Here is a 15,065-nt window from a genome sequence, read left to right as displayed (position 1 = left end):
ATGCGTTCTGTTGTCTTATGGATAGAAGGAATAAACTTATTAAAACCCATAAAAGGAGGGGCTATACATGGTTGATGCAGATTTTAATTTCAAGATGCCAAAGATTGAGATGACTGAGCAGTCAGAAGATGGAAAGTATGGTAGATTTGTCGTTGAACCGCTCGAAAGAGGTTATGGACTTACTCTTGGTAATTCTTTAAGAAGAATTATGCTTTCTTCATTAGTTGGTACAGCAGTAAGCAGTATCAAGATTGAGGGCGTTCTTCATGAATTCAGCTCAATTCCTGGTGTTAAGGAAGATGTTACTGAGATAGTGATGAACATCAAGCAGTTATCAATCAAGAACAATGGTAATTCCGTTGAGCCTAAGGAAGCTCATATTGAGTTCGTAGGCGAGGGTGTAGTTAGAGCATCTGATATTCAGGTAGACCCTGATATAGAGATTATTAACCCAGATCTTGTTATTGCACATCTTAATGGTGCAGACAGCAAGTTAATTATGGAACTTACAATCACTAACGGACGTGGTTATGTAAGTTCAGAAAGAAATAAAAAAGAAGACCAGCCAGTTGGCGTTATCGCTGTAGATTCAATCTACACACCAGTAGAGAGAGTTAATATGGCTGTTCAGAATACACGAGTAGGTCAGGATACAGATTTTGACAAGCTTACACTTGATATATTTACTAATGGAACAATAGCTCCAGATGAGGCATTAAGCCTTGCAGCTAAGGTTCTTAGTGAGCATCTTAAGGGCTTCATTAACCTTTCAGAGAATGCTGCTAACGCAGAGATTATGGTTGAACAGCAGGTTGATGAGTCAACTAAAGTTCTTTCAATGAGTATTGAAGACCTTGAATTATCAGTTCGTTCATCTAACTGTCTTAGAAGAGCAGGTATCAACACTGTTGAAGAACTCTGCAATAAGACACCAGATGATATGATTAAGGTTAGAAACCTTGGTAAGAAGTCTTTAGATGAGGTGCTTTTAAAGCTTAAGCAGTTAAATTTACATCTTAGATCTAGTGAAGACTAAAAATTAAAGCGTAATATTAGAGTTTGTAGAAAAAACATCTATACAGTAAGACCATATGCGCGTGTATAGACGTTACAAATGGAGGTTAAATCAATGGCAAAGTATAGAAAGCTTGGTAGAACATCAAGCCAGAGAAAGGCTTTATTAAGAAGCCAGGTAACAGCTTTAATCGAGAATGGTAAGATTGTTACAACAGAAGCAAGAGCTAAGGAAGTTCGTAAGCAGGCTGAAAAGCTTATTACACTTGCAGTTAAGGAAAAGGACAACTACGAAACAGTTACAGTATCTGCTAAGGTTGCAAAGAAGGATGCTGATGGCAAGAGAGTTAAGGAAGTTGTTGATGGCAAGAAGGTTACTGTATATGAAACAGTAGAGAAGGAAATCAAGAAGGATCTCCCTTCAAAGCTTCACGCTAGAAAGCAGATGGATAAGGTTCTTTACAAGGTAACAGAAGTTCCTGCTGATGCTGCTGGAAAGAAGAAGAATACTAAGACTGTTGACCTTACTAATAAGTTATTTGACGAAATCGCACCTAAGTATGCTGACCGTAAGGGTGGCTACACAAGAATCGTTAAGATTGGCTTAAGAAAAGGTGATGCAGCAATGGAAGTTCTTCTTGAATTAGTATAATTACATCATTGCGTATTATTAGCGGATATGGGGTAACTCATATCCGCTTTTTTAAGGTTGAATTACATATTAGAAAGTTTTGTATTTTTTCACGTTATTTCAATGAATTTAGTATATAAAATTGATTTTTATAAAGTTATATAGTAATATGCAATTATTTGAAAGAAAGAATAAAAATGTATCATTACAGGGGAATTATCTGTGAAGATATAATATCAGCAAGTATGTCCGGAAATGTCTGGAGTACTGGAACAGGAGACTGTTATGGGAATAGTAGAAGCGAAGAATTTGACATTTGAATATATAAGACGAGATGAAGAGGGTAATGTTGAGGGAATAACTACAGCAGTTGATAATGTAAATATAGATATTAAAGCAGGAGATTTTGTTGCAGTGCTTGGACACAATGGTTCAGGCAAATCAACATTTGCCAAGCATCTTAATGCCCTTGTTATGCCGACAGAGGGAACAGTGTATGTCGATGGAATGGATACTAAGGACAGCGGCAATACACTTTCAATAAGACAGACAGCAGGAATGGTATTTCAGAATCCGGATAATCAGATAGTTGGTACACTTGTAGATGAAGAGGTAGGATTTGGACCAGAGAATATAGGAGTTCCAACAGAAGAAATATGGGAAAGAGTAGAAAAAAGCCTTAAGGCGGTTGGAATGTATCAGTTTCGTAGTGCTTCTCCTAATAAGCTTTCAGGTGGACAGAAACAGCGTGTCGCAATAGCAGGCATAGTAGCTATGAAACCTAAATGTATCGTGTTAGACGAGCCTACAGCAATGCTTGATCCTCTTGGAAGAAAAGAAGTATTAAATGTTCTTCACGAGCTTAACAGAAAAGAAAATGTTACTATAATACTTATAACGCATTATATGGAAGAAGTAATAGATGCAGATTATGTGTATGTAATGGATGGTGGAAAGCTTGTAATGGACGGAACTCCAAGGCAGATATTCACACAGGTTGAGATGTTAAAGAGTATGAGGCTCGATGTGCCACAAGTGACGGAACTTGCTTATGAATTAAAAAAGGCAGGTCTTCCTATTAAAGATGGCATAATAAGAAATGAAGAATTAGTGGAAGAATTAAAAAGACTGGATAAATAAAAATGATGTTACTGCCAGTGGGCAGAATGTACATTAGAATGGAGAGTGCAATGTCAATAATTGTTGATAAAATCAGTTATGTATACGAAGCAGGAACAGGCTTTGAAAGACGAGCTCTGGACAATGTGTCGTGTGCAATTAATGACGGAGAATTTGTAGGTCTTATAGGACATACGGGTTCTGGTAAGTCCACATTTATCCAGCACCTTAATGGGCTGCTTAAGGCGACAGAGGGACATATATATTTTAATGGACAAGATATATATGATGCTGGATTTAATATGAAAGAATTAAGAAGCAAGGTCGGACTGGTATTCCAGTATCCGGAACACCAGCTTTTTGAAACAGACATATTTAAAGATGTGTGCTTTGGACCTAAGAATTTAGGTTTATCAAGACAGGAATACGAGCTTAGAGCCTTTGAGAGCTTAAGACTTGTCGGGCTTGATGAGAATCTTTATTATCAGTCGCCATTTGATTTGTCAGGCGGACAGAAGAGGAGAGTTGCAATAGCCGGCGTGCTTGCTATGAAGCCGGAGGTTCTTATATTAGACGAACCAACAGCAGGACTTGACCCTAAAGGAAGGGATGACATTTTAGACTGCCTTAAATACTTAAGGGAAGAAACTGGAATTACTGTAATCCTGGTATCTCACAGTATGGAAGATGTAGCCAAATATGTTGACAGAATTATGGTTATGGATGATGGCGTATTAAAATATGATGATACACCACAAAATGTATTCAGACATTACAGACAGTTAGAGCAGATAGGACTTGCAGCACCACAGGTTACTTATATAATGAATGACCTTATAAGGGCTGGAATAAATGTAAATCCAGATGCAATAACAATTGCGGAAGCAAAAGAAAGTATTCTGTCACATTTTAAGCGTAATGCAAAGGCGTAGCGGTAATATTAACAGGCAGGAATGGAGATTGTATGATTAGAGATATAACAATTGGACAATATTATAAAGCTGATTCTGTCATTCACAGATTAGACCCAAGAGTTAAGCTTATGGGTACTCTTATCTTTATAATTTCGTTGTTTATGGGAATGAATATATGGATATATGCTGTTGTCACGGTAGCATTGGCGGTAGTTATTAAAATGTCCAGAATTCCTCTCAAATTTATGGTTAGAGGACTTAAATCAATAGTAATACTGATTATTATAAGTGCGGTGTTTAACCTGTTTCTGACACCGGGAGACGTGCTTATACAGATATGGAAGCTGACAATAACTTATCAGGGTCTTAAAATGGCTATATTTATGGTTGTAAGGCTTATATATCTTATTGTAGGCACATCATTGATGACACTTACTACAACGCCTAATAACTTAACAGACGGTCTTGAGAAGGGGCTTGGATTTCTTAAAGTTATCAAAGTACCGGTTCACGAGATAGCGATGATGATGTCGATAGCATTAAGATTCATACCAATTCTTATAGAGGAAACTGATAAGATTATGAAAGCACAGATGGCAAGAGGTGCGGATTTTGAGAATGGAAGTCTTATAAAGAGAGCCAAAGCAATGGTTCCAATACTTGTTCCATTATTTGTGTCAGCCTTCAGAAGAGCCAATGAGCTTGCAATGGCTATGGAAGCAAGATGTTATCACGGTTCAGAGGGCAGGACAAAGATGAAGCCATTAAAATATGAAAAGAGAGACAGAATTGCCTATATCAGTATGGTTCTGTATCTTGGAGTGATTATCATTGTCAAGATTATAGCTGCATAGTAAGTCGCTAAAAGGGGCTGTAGCACGAAGCATTATCTATATAGTAGGAAGTCAGGAAATGTTGTATTAACCTGCGTATTATATAGATTATGTCTGAGGCGGCAGTCCCTTTTATGTTAAGAAGTGAGGAATTAGAGAGAAGTGTGCAGAAAGATTAATGACAAGTATGTAAAGAGATTAGAGAGAAGTGTGTAGAAAGATTAATGACAAGTATGTAAAGAGATTAGAGAGAAGTACGCGGAAAGATTAATGACAAGTATATGAAGATATTAATAGGAAGTGTATGTATCGATTAATAATAAGTGTGAAAAAAATTAAGGAGGAGTGAATGAAAAGAATAAGATTAAGGGTCGCATATGATGGTACGAATTATTCGGGCTGGCAGATACAGCCTAACGCACCGACAATTGAGAAAAAGCTTGATGAAGCTATATACGCGCTTACAGGTGAAAATGTCCATGTAACAGGTGCAAGCAGAACCGATGCAGGAGTTCACGCATTAGGAAATGTCGCTGTATTTGATACTGCTTCAAGCATACCAGCAGACAAGTTCACATATGCACTTAACAGGTACCTTCCTGAAGATATAATAATACAGCAGTCAGATGAGGTAGAATTTGATTTTCATCCAAGACACTGTGATACAAGAAAGACATACTGCTACAGTATATTAAATACGGAGTTTGGACTTCCTAAGAAACGTAACTATACATGGAATGTACCAGGGAATATTGATATTTCTAAAATGCAGGAGGCGGCAGAGTATCTTGTAGGAGAACACGATTTTAAGAGCTTCTGTTGTGTGCGTACACAGACAGAAACAACCGTAAGGAAGATATATTCGCTTGATGTAGATAGAAAAGGTGATGAAATATTAATAACAGTTACAGGTAATGGTTTCTTATATAATATGGTAAGAATAATAGCAGGAACGCTTATACAGGTCGGAAAAGGGAAATTTAATCCAGAGTATGTAAAGGAAATGCTTGATGCAAAGGACAGGACACAGGCAGGCCAGACAGCACCACCGCAGGGGCTTACACTTATGAAAATAGAGTATCTGTAATTCTTGATATTGGTAATTTTAATAATTAAATACATAGTTTATATTTTTAACCAAGTTGTTGATAAATACATTGCAGAATAAAATCTCTGTGGATAATTTCTTGAAAATTATATGGTAAAAATACATTTTCTGATTGACACACAAGGCTGTGTGTTATATAATTCTTTAATGTGGCGTGATAAGTGCGCCTTGACATAAGTTAATCAGAATTAGGTGTTTCACCATATGCCCCGGAGAAGCATTTAATATATATTAACATTTATTTAATTAGAACAATTAATTATGCATTTAAGCAATATTTAGGAGGAAAACTAATGAGTACTTATATGGCTAGTGCATCTAACATCGAAAGAAAATGGTATGTTGTAGATGCTGCAGATTATACATTAGGTCGTTTAGCATCACAGGTTGCTGCTGTATTAAGAGGTAAGAATAAGCCTACTTATACACCATTCCTTGACTGTGGTGACAACGTTATCGTAATCAACGCTGAAAAGATTAAGGTTACAGGTAAGAAGTTAGATCAGAAGATTTACTACAATCACTCAGATTATGTAGGTGGTATGAAAGAAACAACTCTTAAGGAGATGATGGAAAAGCATCCAGAAAGAGTTATCGAACTTGCTGTTAAGGGTATGCTTCCAAAGGGACCTTTAGGAAGACAGATGTACACAAAGCTTCACGTATATGCAGGTCCAGATCATGAACAGGCAGCTCAGAAGCCAGAAGTTTTAAAGTTTTAATTAAAGGACATATCATAAGGAGGAATTAACAGTGGCTAAGAAAGCAAACGGAAAGTTCTACGGAACAGGTAGAAGAAAAAGCAGTATTGCTAGAGTATATTTAGTACCAGGTAATGGTAATATTACAATAAATAAGAGATCACTTGATGAATATTTCGGTCTTGAAACACTTAAGGTTGTAGTTAAGCAGCCATTAGTTCTTACAGAGACAGCTGACAAGTATGATGTAATCGTTAACGTACACGGTGGCGGATACACAGGTCAGGCTGGTGCTATCAGACACGGTATCTCAAGAGCTCTTCTTCAGGTTGATTCAGAAGAATACCGTCCATCACTTAAGAAGGCTGGTTTCTTAACAAGAGATCCAAGAATGAAGGAAAGAAAGAAGTACGGTTTAAAGGCAGCTCGTCGTGCTCCTCAGTTCTCAAAGAGATAATATTTACAATTCAAAGCGTTTTTATGGCGCTTCAGAAAAGTATGTTACACCTCAGAATTTCGGTTCTGGGGTGTTTTTTTATATAAAATGTGATAGAATATATTATAATAGTTAAGTATTAAGTGTAATTAAAAAGCTATTTTCGTATTAATTAGAATGGAGAGATATTTATATGACAACTGTAAGCACAAAGAGTGGTAGAATTATAAAAGTTGTATCCAGAGAAGAAGAGAAGAGTACATTGACTGAATCAGACAGTGAAATGGACGAAAGAGCGGTTGAAGCTGTTAAGGCAGCGATAAATAAAGCTAAGATTTGTAAAAAACCTATAGCAGGTTATGATAAAGAAAAAAAGCGGGCTTATGTAGAGTATGCGAATGGGGAAAGAAAGTATGCAGAATAGAAAACCGATGATTCTTGTATTAGCAGGACCAAATGGCTCGGGGAAAAGTACAATAACCACTTTTTTTGATAAAGTTGGTAAGTATACTAATGCTGATGATGTTGTTGCGACTACAGGAATGAATAATATGGAAGCTGCTGTTTTGGTTGACAGGATGAGATATGAATCAATTGCCAAGAAAGAAGATTTTACATTTGAAACAGTCTTGTCATCTGAATATAAGTTAAACATTTTAAGAAAAGCAAAAGAAGAGGGATATTTTATAAAATGTGTATTTGTGTTGACAGTTGACCCACAAATTAATATTGCCAGAATAGAATCTCGTGTGGCAGCAGGTGGACATAATGTTGATAGCAGTAAAGTTATTGAAAGATATTATAAATCAATTAATAACATAAAAGAGTTACTTGATATATGCGATATTATGCATGTTTATGATAATACCAAATCACCAGAAAGAATTATTCGTAAGCATAAAGAAGAACTATCAATATATCCAAATGAATATTGGAGTGAACAGGATATATTAGGATTGATGGAATAATGTTGTTGTTATCTTATCTTGGAATACCAATACAATTTATTACACACCAGAATTTCGGTTCTGGTGTGTTTTTTGACATTAATTACATTAACCCTTCATCTGCATCCTATACTTAAGCGGTGAAACAAGGAATTCTTTTTTAAATGAATAACTAAAGTAGCTGGTACTTTTAAATCCGCATTCATATGCAATTTGATCTATTGGTTTGTCAGTATTTGACAGTAAAACTATAGCATGTTCTAATCTTACCTTAGATAAATATCTTGAAAAAGCTTCTCCTGTATTTTGTTTGAATAGCCTTGAAAAATGAGAACTGGAAAAGCTAAATAATTTACAAATATTATCCACATTTATATCAGTCATATAATTAGAGTCTATATATCTCATAACATCATTGATATTTTTGTTTATTTTCTTGCCCTGGCTGCCGTTTATATCATGAGATAACTCATGCTCAATAATAAATATAATTAAGTATGTAAGCAATGCCTTTAATTTAGAATCTGAGTATGGTGAATTAATATTATACTCAGTCAGCATCTTTTCAAAAATATTCCGGACAACTTGCTGGTCTTCCTGATTCAGAATGTGGTATTTTTCAGCGTAGAATCTGTTAAATGAAACAGCAGATATTTCTGACTTTATATAATCAGCTATATCAAATGAATATTTAATAAGTATGCTGTTATGCGTTTCATTGCTGGTATAAAAGGTCTGGTGATGTAATCCAAGAGGCATTGTTCCAACATATCCTCTGAGAATATCCCACTCTCCATCAGTTGAGTATACATGATGACTGCCAGATATCTGAAAACCAATCTCATAATGTTTTATACATGCACTCATTGATGGCATATGAAAATTAATATCTTTTCCGTTATAAACGATACTTCTGTTTATTTCAAAATTATTACAATCTTTTATAGGTCTTGGCATACATTTTACTTCCATCTAATGATATTAAATATAAAATAGCATAATATCTTAAATTCTAATTGTAAAGTGATATTTTTTATAAAGAAAGCGACAAATTAATAATGTATAATACATATGTAACTAAGCAGTTGTTTTTTGCGGAGGGATTAGTAATGAATGATGAGAGAATGCCAATTAACATTTATAAACTTGATGCTGGTTATAATGATAAGGGAATGAATAGTAATGAACTTATTAAAGATTATAAACGGAATATACATAAATGGTATTTTATAGCTGCTGCCGACATTGTGTTTGCCTTGATTATAGCATTTGTTAATTTTAAAGTTCCTGACACGGTAATGATGAGCCTGATTATTTATATTGTAGTATTGGCACTGCTTATAGTAAGTATTGTCAGGATTCATGGATATCGTTTACAGTGTAGAAATATAAAGGGAGATTTAACAGATGAAAAAATATAAGCTGAGCACGAGGATAAGTGCTTATATAGCTGTGATTTTATCGCTGGCTATGAGTGGTCATCTGATGAAGAGGCAAAGTTTAAATGGATATCATCTGAGCTTCTAAGCCTTAATAAGGAAGGGGCAAAAGTGCGGGTCAAAGCTCAAATTGATTTTATAAAATATCATTATGAAACAGAATGTACAGTCAGGTGGAATGAAAACCTATCAGAGACTAAAATTAAAAATGCTAGTATTACGGCGGTGTAAGCATTTGTTGCGGATGGTTGATATATTAGAGTTAATATGATACTTGCGGATTTAGAAGTCGACACATTTAATAACATTGGCATTGAGATGGAATAATATTCTTTCTTCAATAAAGTAATGAGCAGTTCTGGAAATCTGTGGGTAGTGCTACGCATACAACAGATATGTAACACTACCAGATATAAATCCCCTATTTATGGGCTTTTTAGGATATCAAAACGATAATTCTAGTTCTCAAAGAGATAATTCCCCTGTATTCTGCTTGAACAATCTTGAAAAGTGAGACTGGGAAAAGCCAAATTTTTTACAGATAATATCTGCATTAATATCATCCTGATAATCCACAAGAAACTATTAGAGCATGTATTTATAAGAAAATAGGTGTTAAATCTGAGAGAGTGGAAAAGGGTGTATATCCAAGTTTAAAACAGGTTAAGTCAAAGTCTGATACTGCAAGGAGACAGTCAAGAGCAAGTGCTGCATACATAAGTATTTGCCAAAATCATTATTCCAGTAAGTAGTTCTAAGACTTCATAAAAAGACTTCACAGACATACCTTATAGACAGGCTTTACAGACGTGCTTCATAGATAGACTTTACAGACAGGCTTCATAATTCACTTACAGACCAAACAGCTTTATCGCAAATATTGACAACAAAGGTATTGTAATGAGTGACAATATAGTTGTAAGCACGAATATTTCTGTCGCGTAAAGTGAATCCTTGTTATATCTTTCTGCAAACATAATAGCAGATGCTCCGGCAGGGCAGGCCATTCCTATGAATACGGTAAACGGTACATTAAAATCAAAGCTCTGGAAGTTGAAAATATAAAGAATAATCATACCGATTACAGGAAATATGATGAGCTTAAGAGCACAAAGATAGTACATACGCAGGCTCTTGAGGCTGCTTACAATATTGCTCTGTGCAAGATTAGAACCAGCTATAAGCATAGCAAGTGGCGTATTCATATTGGCTATGTATTGAATAGGATTATCTATAACAGCAGGTATTTTTATGCCAGTAACGAAGCATATAACACCAGCGAATATGGCTATAATGGTTGGTGTGCAAAGATTCCTGCATATAGTTTTTAAGTCACCTGCTCCACCCATGACTATAACGCCGTGTGTCCATAATAACAGATTGAATACAGTAAGGTAAGCTGTCATATAGAAAACCCCTTCCTGGCCAATGACGCCATTGATAAGAGGTAGTCCTATAAAACCACTATTTGAATATATAAGGGCAATTTTCTCAACTGGAATTCTGTTTTTTTGCAGGTTATAATCAGAACTTATACTTATACCGTTTTTGCTATATTCAGTATTTCTGATTAGTATATTTGTTAATATTATAATAACTGTAAATGTTGTTAAAGCTGCAATGAGTGTAAGACCAAGCCCCCACATAAGATGTCCATCAAAGTCCATCTGGTAAGATTGGAATATCATAAGAGGTGAAACCAGCATAAGAAGAATGTTTGACAGCCTTGGAACAGTCTTATAATCAATCAGACCAGTTTTATATAGAACTATTCCGCAAAGCATTATAAAAACCATTTCAATTATTTTTTCAGCAACAACAATAGCCATACTGCCCTCCATTTTCACAATACTGATTCTGCTAAAATTAAATATAATAGTGCGTAGCACGGAACAATCCGTAGGCGTTAAAGCCGTGGATTTTTGACACCGGCATCATTAAATCTAATGATACAATATAAATGATGAGAGTGTCAAAAGTAAATTTTGCTACTCGCTGATGTAACCGGATTGCTTCATTGCTATGCAATTCCCGCAATCCTCGAACATCTCAAACTCCTATAAAATAGCGTGTTCACACCATTATATTCCGTTTTAGGTGTTCTGTGTGTACAATTTTTGAATTTAATAATCAAAGAGTTCGTTTTATCATTTCTGATAAATTGGAGAGATATACGAAAGTAGTTGAGTGGGATAATGGATATCTTGTTATGGCAAAATATAAAAAATGCCAGTCTCTAAGTTCAACCTTAGTTACTGGCATTTCTTAATTATTCAATTACAACTCATATCTTGGCTAAGGACTACATTAGCAACAGCAGTCACAGATGCTAAGTGCACTATCAATTAGTCCAATTCACACATTTCTGTACGGATTATCCCTCAATAGCAATCCTCTTAGCACTTTCAATTTCCTCAGCAGCTTTCTTTGGTACAGAAAGTCTTAAAATACCACTTTCATATTTAGCCTTTATGTCGTCCTGAGTAATTGCATTACCAACGTAGAAGCTTCTGCTCATAGAGCCGGCATAACGTTCCTTTCTGATATACTTGCCTTCCTTGTCCTGCTCGTCCTTATCAAGACCCTTAGCGGCACTGATTGAAAGGTATCCATTATCAAGCTGTATATTGATTTCGTCTTTCTTAAAGCCAGGTAAATCAATATCAACTTCATAGCCGGAATCGGTTTCTCTGACATCAGTCTTCATTTCGTGGCTGGCGTGTTTACCATACAAAGCTTTTTCAACTTCAGGAAATCCGAAGTTCATCCAATCATCATTAAATAAATTCTCTCCAAAAATACTAGGCATTAACATAAGTCATCGCTCCTTTTTTAATAAACTATTTGTTCGGCTGAACCTTTCGTTCATTCGGATCGGATATATAAATAACCAATCCCCAGGATTACATATTCATCTGAACTATTACCTTGTTTCTTTGGAACATCTGGAATGGTGTTATCTTAATTACTATTTCTTAACTCCCTTTCCTTTGTTCTGGTTATGTTATATACCTAATTATTAGCACTGTCAATAGGTGAGTGCTAATTTTTTGAGATTTTTTTTGCAAACCTTGATTTACGGGGTTTGCAACACTTTTTCTTCCTTATAATCATCACTTTTTCTTGATTTGACACCATTTTGACACCAATTTTTTATTTTTGGTGTCAGCTAATTGCTACGTTTTCCAGTCTTGTGATTTCGCTCTCAATTCTGGACATCTCACTTACATGGTTGTATACGTCCATCGTTACGTCTATGTGGGCGTGTCCCATAATATATTGAAGAACTTTTACGTCCATTCTCTTTTCTGCCATTCTGGTACAAGCCGTATGTCGCATAATGTGAGCGGATACCTTTGGTAACAATTCAGCGTTTCTATGTTCAGTCTTTGCAATTTGAACTTCTTTTTTGTTATATGCGTCTACAATATTATATAAGATATTGTTTATCGCATTAGGCATGAGCGGTCTGCCGGACTTCGCCATGAAAATGAATCCTTTATAACCGTCTATCTCAACATCTTTTCCTTTTTGAAGCATGAAGTTTAATTTCTTTTGTTCTTCAAATGCTCTTTGTACATCTGATGTCATAGGGATAGTTCGGATTCCAGAATCTGTCTTTGGCGTGGAAATATGGAATTTATAGCCATCTCCTAAATCTTTATAAATCAACTGATGGTCAATACTTACCACTTTTGTTCTGCCATCTACATCTTCCCAAGTCAATCCAATCAGTTCTCCGCACCTTACACCTGTTCCTAACATGATTCTAAGCATTGGATAATAGGTATTGTATACTTGATTATTTTTCACAAATTCCAGCATTTTTTCCTGTTGTAAAACTGTTAAGGCAATACGTTCTTCTGCCTGTCTACCATAATCACTGATAGAAAACTTTGCCGGATTTTTGCGGATAATATCATCATCAACAGCCATTTCCAGTGCCGGATAAATCATATTGTTAATAAATTTTATTGTAGAATATGCGTATCCTGCTTTAGAAAGTTTTGAGTAAAACGATTTGATGTGTGATGGTAAAATCTGAACAACCTTGATGTTTCCAATTTCATCTTTGACACGATTCTCCCATGTTTTCAGATAATTTGCTCTAGTGGATTCTTTCAGCTCCCTAGTAGACATATATCTTTCAAACAATTTATTAAGAGTAAGTTTTTTGATTGCTCCATCCGTTAAAATGTTATCTTCCAAGTCTTTTGCAATCTGCTTTTCCTTTTCCCTTAATTCCGGTAAATCTCTTGCATATACTGTCAGACGCTTTCCGCTTCTTATATCTGTATAACGGTAACTGTATCTACCATCTTTACGCCAGCTTTCGCCCTCTCTTAATTTTCTTCCTTTATGGTCTTTTCTGCTATTTGCCATGAGAAACATTCCTTTCTGTAATAGCCCTCTTTTTGTTCTCATGACGTGGTTATGTCTGTAAATATTATACCATATATCACAAGAAACATAAATGAAAAAGGGTGTTATTCTTCCAGATATGAGAGGTAATTTTTAACTTTTTCTACCGAATAAAGAACCCTACGTCCAATCACAATTTTTGCTCCTGCCTGTTCTCCAATCTTTCTTGCAGTAGCATGACCACAAGATAACATTGCAGATAATTTATCTATATTTACCGTTATCGGCTGTGAGGTTGGTCTTTCTTTTGTTTTGTTCATCTGTCAGTCCTCCTTTTACCGACCTGTATTATCGTCATTTTCTGCACACCAGTAAAAGTATCACTCTCCTTTACCATGTGCTTTTTACAAGCAATCAGACGGCTTCGGCAAGCTCCGCTGGTATCTCAACCATTCCCATTCCTGTGGGCTGAACCGTGTCATACGGGTGTATCATTATCCTGTGTTGCAGGTCATGGCAGAACGACTTTTCCAACGGTCGCTCCCAGATCATTGCATGAATCGCTATCTCCCGATTGGAAAAGTCACGGCGTACAACCTCTGATGGCTCACTGCAAGCACAAACGTATCTGACTGCTTTATTCACTTGTCAAAGAACTGTTAGGCTCTTGTCAGCCTGTATCAATTCATTTTTACAAATGAACTGATACAGTATGATAAGAAAAAGCGGAACAGGAAAGAGAGGAGTTTGTTAAATCATGCTCCGCTCAAATATTACTTAATGTTCGTCTATTTCAAATTCACATATCATTTTTAAAAGGGCTTCTCTGATACGTCCCTTTAATTCCATATCAACCACAATGTATACGTTGCCGTATTCATCGTAAAACGGGCGTAAACAGCATTTTGATATGTAGGCTTCATAGAACAGCAACAGCTTTTCTATGGCGTTTTCGTTACCGTCCACGGCTGATGATATGAGAAAAAATGATGGAAGTGTGTGTTGCTTATTCTTCATTTGTTTTCTTCTCCTTTAACTGCTTTCTGATTTCTTCAAGTGAATTTCTTCTGTGCCTGTATGATGTGCTTCGGTTGATGTTCAGCTTTTCGCCTATCTCCGAATCGCTCATATCCAAGAAGAAAAACATCAATACAATGTTTCGGCTCTGCTCCGGCAACTGTTTCAGTGCTTCTGCAAGTTCTTCATCAAGTACACGGATTTCTGTACCGCACACATCGAATGTTGTATATTCACTTTCGTAATCGTCCCATACAATCAATTTCTCAACAACAATCTCTGGAAGCTCACAAAAGGATACTTCTTTTGCCTGTCGTCTGGCTAATTCCTTGCGGTAGTTACGGACAATGCCTTTCACAACCTTTTTGAGCTTACAGTCAAACTGACACTGTATTGTCTTTTGGAAGTCTGATGGTTTCAAAATCACACCCCCTTTCGCTATGAAGTGAAAAGTATGTATCCCTCTTTCCGCACCATATCTGTACGGCAAGGTGTGATTTGTTGCAGGATTGAAAAAAATTTTTGTAAATATGAAAACAGCCTA

General features: G+C 35.9%; 20 protein-coding genes. 12 read left to right on the top strand and 8 right to left on the bottom strand.

All coding sequences use genetic code 11. The features are described from left to right. Positions 1 to 67 precede the first annotated feature (67 nt). From C7390_RS10845 to C7390_RS10800, 10 genes are all read left to right on the top strand, one after another. Positions 68 to 1,036: a DNA-directed RNA polymerase subunit alpha gene (locus tag C7390_RS10845; protein ID WP_022501123.1), complete on the top strand. Its 969-nt coding sequence runs from the start codon at positions 68 to 70 to the stop codon at positions 1,034 to 1,036. Between the two features lie 93 nt (positions 1,037 to 1,129). Beyond that, positions 1,130 to 1,666 (top strand): bL17 family ribosomal protein, encoded by a 537-nt coding sequence (locus tag C7390_RS10840; protein WP_022501122.1) that lies wholly within the window; start codon positions 1,130 to 1,132, stop codon positions 1,664 to 1,666. A 264-nt stretch (positions 1,667 to 1,930) separates the two neighbouring features. Then, positions 1,931 to 2,785, top strand: coding sequence for an energy-coupling factor transporter ATPase (locus C7390_RS10835; protein WP_022501121.1), 855 nt, complete (start codon positions 1,931 to 1,933; stop codon positions 2,783 to 2,785). Between the two features lie 50 nt (positions 2,786 to 2,835). After that, positions 2,836 to 3,696, top strand: coding sequence for an energy-coupling factor transporter ATPase (locus C7390_RS10830; RefSeq protein WP_116444198.1), 861 nt, complete (start codon positions 2,836 to 2,838; stop codon positions 3,694 to 3,696). Positions 3,697 to 3,728: 32 nt separating this feature from the next. Next, the gene (locus tag C7390_RS10825) at positions 3,729 to 4,532 is read left to right on the top strand and encodes an energy-coupling factor transporter transmembrane component T family protein (protein ID WP_055177156.1); all 804 of its coding nucleotides are present in this window, start codon (positions 3,729 to 3,731) and stop codon (positions 4,530 to 4,532) included. Between the two features lie 328 nt (positions 4,533 to 4,860). After that, entirely contained in the window at positions 4,861 to 5,598 is a 738-nt protein-coding gene (truA, locus tag C7390_RS10820) for a tRNA pseudouridine(38-40) synthase TruA (protein WP_116444197.1), read from the top strand. A 314-nt stretch (positions 5,599 to 5,912) separates the two neighbouring features. Further along, positions 5,913 to 6,341 carry a 50S ribosomal protein L13 gene (gene rplM / locus C7390_RS10815; protein ID WP_022501117.1) on the top strand — a complete coding sequence of 143 codons (429 nt, stop codon included), beginning with the start codon at positions 5,913 to 5,915 and terminating at the stop codon, positions 6,339 to 6,341. Between the two features lie 31 nt (positions 6,342 to 6,372). Next, positions 6,373 to 6,777, top strand: a complete 405-nt coding sequence (gene rpsI, locus C7390_RS10810; RefSeq protein WP_022501116.1) for a 30S ribosomal protein S9 — start codon at positions 6,373 to 6,375, stop codon at positions 6,775 to 6,777. Positions 6,778 to 6,949: 172 nt separating this feature from the next. Then, positions 6,950 to 7,180, top strand: coding sequence for a hypothetical protein (locus C7390_RS10805; RefSeq protein WP_055287312.1), 231 nt, complete (start codon positions 6,950 to 6,952; stop codon positions 7,178 to 7,180). Beyond that, complete coding sequence (locus C7390_RS10800) at positions 7,170 to 7,724, top strand: zeta toxin family protein (RefSeq protein ID WP_116444196.1); 555 nt, start codon at positions 7,170 to 7,172, stop codon at positions 7,722 to 7,724. The genes C7390_RS10805 and C7390_RS10800 overlap by 11 nt, the downstream gene beginning before the upstream one ends. An 87-nt stretch (positions 7,725 to 7,811) precedes the next feature. On the opposite strand, the gene C7390_RS10795 is transcribed toward C7390_RS10800, so the two are convergent. Then, entirely contained in the window at positions 7,812 to 8,660 is an 849-nt protein-coding gene (locus C7390_RS10795; protein ID WP_318295676.1) for a helix-turn-helix transcriptional regulator, read from the bottom strand. A gap of 152 nt (positions 8,661 to 8,812) precedes the next feature. On the opposite strand from C7390_RS10795, the gene C7390_RS10790 reads away from it, so the two are divergent. Further along, a complete protein-coding gene (locus C7390_RS10790; protein WP_090140439.1) occupies positions 8,813 to 9,124 on the top strand; it encodes a hypothetical protein in 312 nt (103 codons plus the stop codon). A 483-nt stretch (positions 9,125 to 9,607) separates the two neighbouring features. Here the strand turns inward: C7390_RS10790 and C7390_RS13930 are convergent, their stop codons facing one another. Both C7390_RS13930 and C7390_RS10780 read right to left on the bottom strand, forming a co-directional pair. Continuing rightward, positions 9,608 to 9,718 carry a helix-turn-helix transcriptional regulator gene (locus C7390_RS13930; protein ID WP_090140441.1) on the bottom strand — a complete coding sequence of 37 codons (111 nt, stop codon included), beginning with the start codon at positions 9,716 to 9,718 and terminating at the stop codon, positions 9,608 to 9,610. Positions 9,719 to 9,993: 275 nt separating this feature from the next. Continuing rightward, on the bottom strand, positions 9,994 to 10,971 hold the full coding sequence (locus C7390_RS10780; protein ID WP_318255848.1) for an AEC family transporter: 978 nt from the start codon (positions 10,969 to 10,971) through the stop codon (positions 9,994 to 9,996). Positions 10,972 to 11,246: 275 nt separating this feature from the next. On the opposite strand from C7390_RS10780, the gene C7390_RS13925 reads away from it, so the two are divergent. Next, the gene (locus tag C7390_RS13925; protein ID WP_456361688.1) at positions 11,247 to 11,411 is read left to right on the top strand and encodes a DUF7724 family protein; all 165 of its coding nucleotides are present in this window, start codon (positions 11,247 to 11,249) and stop codon (positions 11,409 to 11,411) included. 105 nt (positions 11,412 to 11,516) lie between these two features. On the opposite strand, the gene C7390_RS10775 is transcribed toward C7390_RS13925, so the two are convergent. The 5 genes from C7390_RS10775 to C7390_RS10750 all read right to left on the bottom strand — a co-directional run bounded on the left by C7390_RS10775 (position 11,517) and on the right by C7390_RS10750 (position 14,942). After that, positions 11,517 to 11,957: an Hsp20/alpha crystallin family protein gene (locus tag C7390_RS10775; RefSeq protein WP_055177205.1), complete on the bottom strand. Its 441-nt coding sequence runs from the start codon at positions 11,955 to 11,957 to the stop codon at positions 11,517 to 11,519. Between the two features lie 350 nt (positions 11,958 to 12,307). Then, positions 12,308 to 13,525, bottom strand: a complete 1,218-nt coding sequence (locus C7390_RS10770; protein WP_055158261.1) for a tyrosine-type recombinase/integrase — start codon at positions 13,523 to 13,525, stop codon at positions 12,308 to 12,310. A gap of 104 nt (positions 13,526 to 13,629) precedes the next feature. After that, positions 13,630 to 13,824, bottom strand: a complete 195-nt coding sequence (locus C7390_RS10765; RefSeq protein WP_005423220.1) for a hypothetical protein — start codon at positions 13,822 to 13,824, stop codon at positions 13,630 to 13,632. A 457-nt stretch (positions 13,825 to 14,281) separates the two neighbouring features. Further along, complete coding sequence (locus tag C7390_RS10755; RefSeq protein WP_005423216.1) at positions 14,282 to 14,521, bottom strand: helix-turn-helix domain-containing protein; 240 nt, start codon at positions 14,519 to 14,521, stop codon at positions 14,282 to 14,284. Then, positions 14,511 to 14,942 carry an RNA polymerase sigma factor gene (locus C7390_RS10750; protein WP_044925118.1) on the bottom strand — a complete coding sequence of 144 codons (432 nt, stop codon included), beginning with the start codon at positions 14,940 to 14,942 and terminating at the stop codon, positions 14,511 to 14,513. The genes C7390_RS10755 and C7390_RS10750 overlap by 11 nt, the downstream gene beginning before the upstream one ends. Positions 14,943 to 15,065: the final 123 nt, after the last annotated feature.

This window comes from Bacteroides galacturonicus (assembly GCF_003096855.1).
GTDB lineage: Bacteria > Bacillota > Clostridia > Lachnospirales > Lachnospiraceae > Lachnospira > Lachnospira rogosae.
This window is presented reverse-complemented; position numbering and strand designations above follow the sequence as displayed.

Excerpts from the sequence above, each read along its gene's own strand:
- C7390_RS10845 (WP_022501123.1), top strand. The coding sequence starts at position 68 with ATGGTTGATGCAGATTTTAATTTCAAGATGCCAAAGATTGAGATGACT.
- C7390_RS10840 (WP_022501122.1), top strand. The coding sequence starts at position 1,130 with ATGGCAAAGTATAGAAAGCTTGGTAGAACATCAAGCCAGAGAAAGGCT.
- C7390_RS10835 (WP_022501121.1), top strand. The coding sequence starts at position 1,931 with ATGGGAATAGTAGAAGCGAAGAATTTGACATTTGAATATATAAGACGA.
- C7390_RS10830 (WP_116444198.1), top strand. The coding sequence starts at position 2,836 with ATGTCAATAATTGTTGATAAAATCAGTTATGTATACGAAGCAGGAACA.
- C7390_RS10825 (WP_055177156.1), top strand. The coding sequence starts at position 3,729 with ATGATTAGAGATATAACAATTGGACAATATTATAAAGCTGATTCTGTC.
- truA (WP_116444197.1), top strand. The coding sequence starts at position 4,861 with ATGAAAAGAATAAGATTAAGGGTCGCATATGATGGTACGAATTATTCG.
- rplM (WP_022501117.1), top strand. The coding sequence starts at position 5,913 with ATGAGTACTTATATGGCTAGTGCATCTAACATCGAAAGAAAATGGTAT.
- C7390_RS10805 (WP_055287312.1), top strand. The coding sequence starts at position 6,950 with ATGACAACTGTAAGCACAAAGAGTGGTAGAATTATAAAAGTTGTATCC.
- C7390_RS10800 (WP_116444196.1), top strand. The coding sequence starts at position 7,170 with ATGCAGAATAGAAAACCGATGATTCTTGTATTAGCAGGACCAAATGGC.
- C7390_RS10795 (WP_318295676.1), bottom strand. The coding sequence starts at position 8,660 with ATGCCAAGACCTATAAAAGATTGTAATAATTTTGAAATAAACAGAAGT.
- C7390_RS10790 (WP_090140439.1), top strand. The coding sequence starts at position 8,813 with ATGAATGATGAGAGAATGCCAATTAACATTTATAAACTTGATGCTGGT.
- C7390_RS10780 (WP_318255848.1), bottom strand. The coding sequence starts at position 10,971 with ATGGCTATTGTTGTTGCTGAAAAAATAATTGAAATGGTTTTTATAATG.
- C7390_RS10775 (WP_055177205.1), bottom strand. The coding sequence starts at position 11,957 with ATGTTAATGCCTAGTATTTTTGGAGAGAATTTATTTAATGATGATTGG.
- C7390_RS10770 (WP_055158261.1), bottom strand. The coding sequence starts at position 13,525 with ATGGCAAATAGCAGAAAAGACCATAAAGGAAGAAAATTAAGAGAGGGC.
- C7390_RS10765 (WP_005423220.1), bottom strand. The coding sequence starts at position 13,824 with ATGAACAAAACAAAAGAAAGACCAACCTCACAGCCGATAACGGTAAAT.
- C7390_RS10755 (WP_005423216.1), bottom strand. The coding sequence starts at position 14,521 with ATGAAGAATAAGCAACACACACTTCCATCATTTTTTCTCATATCATCA.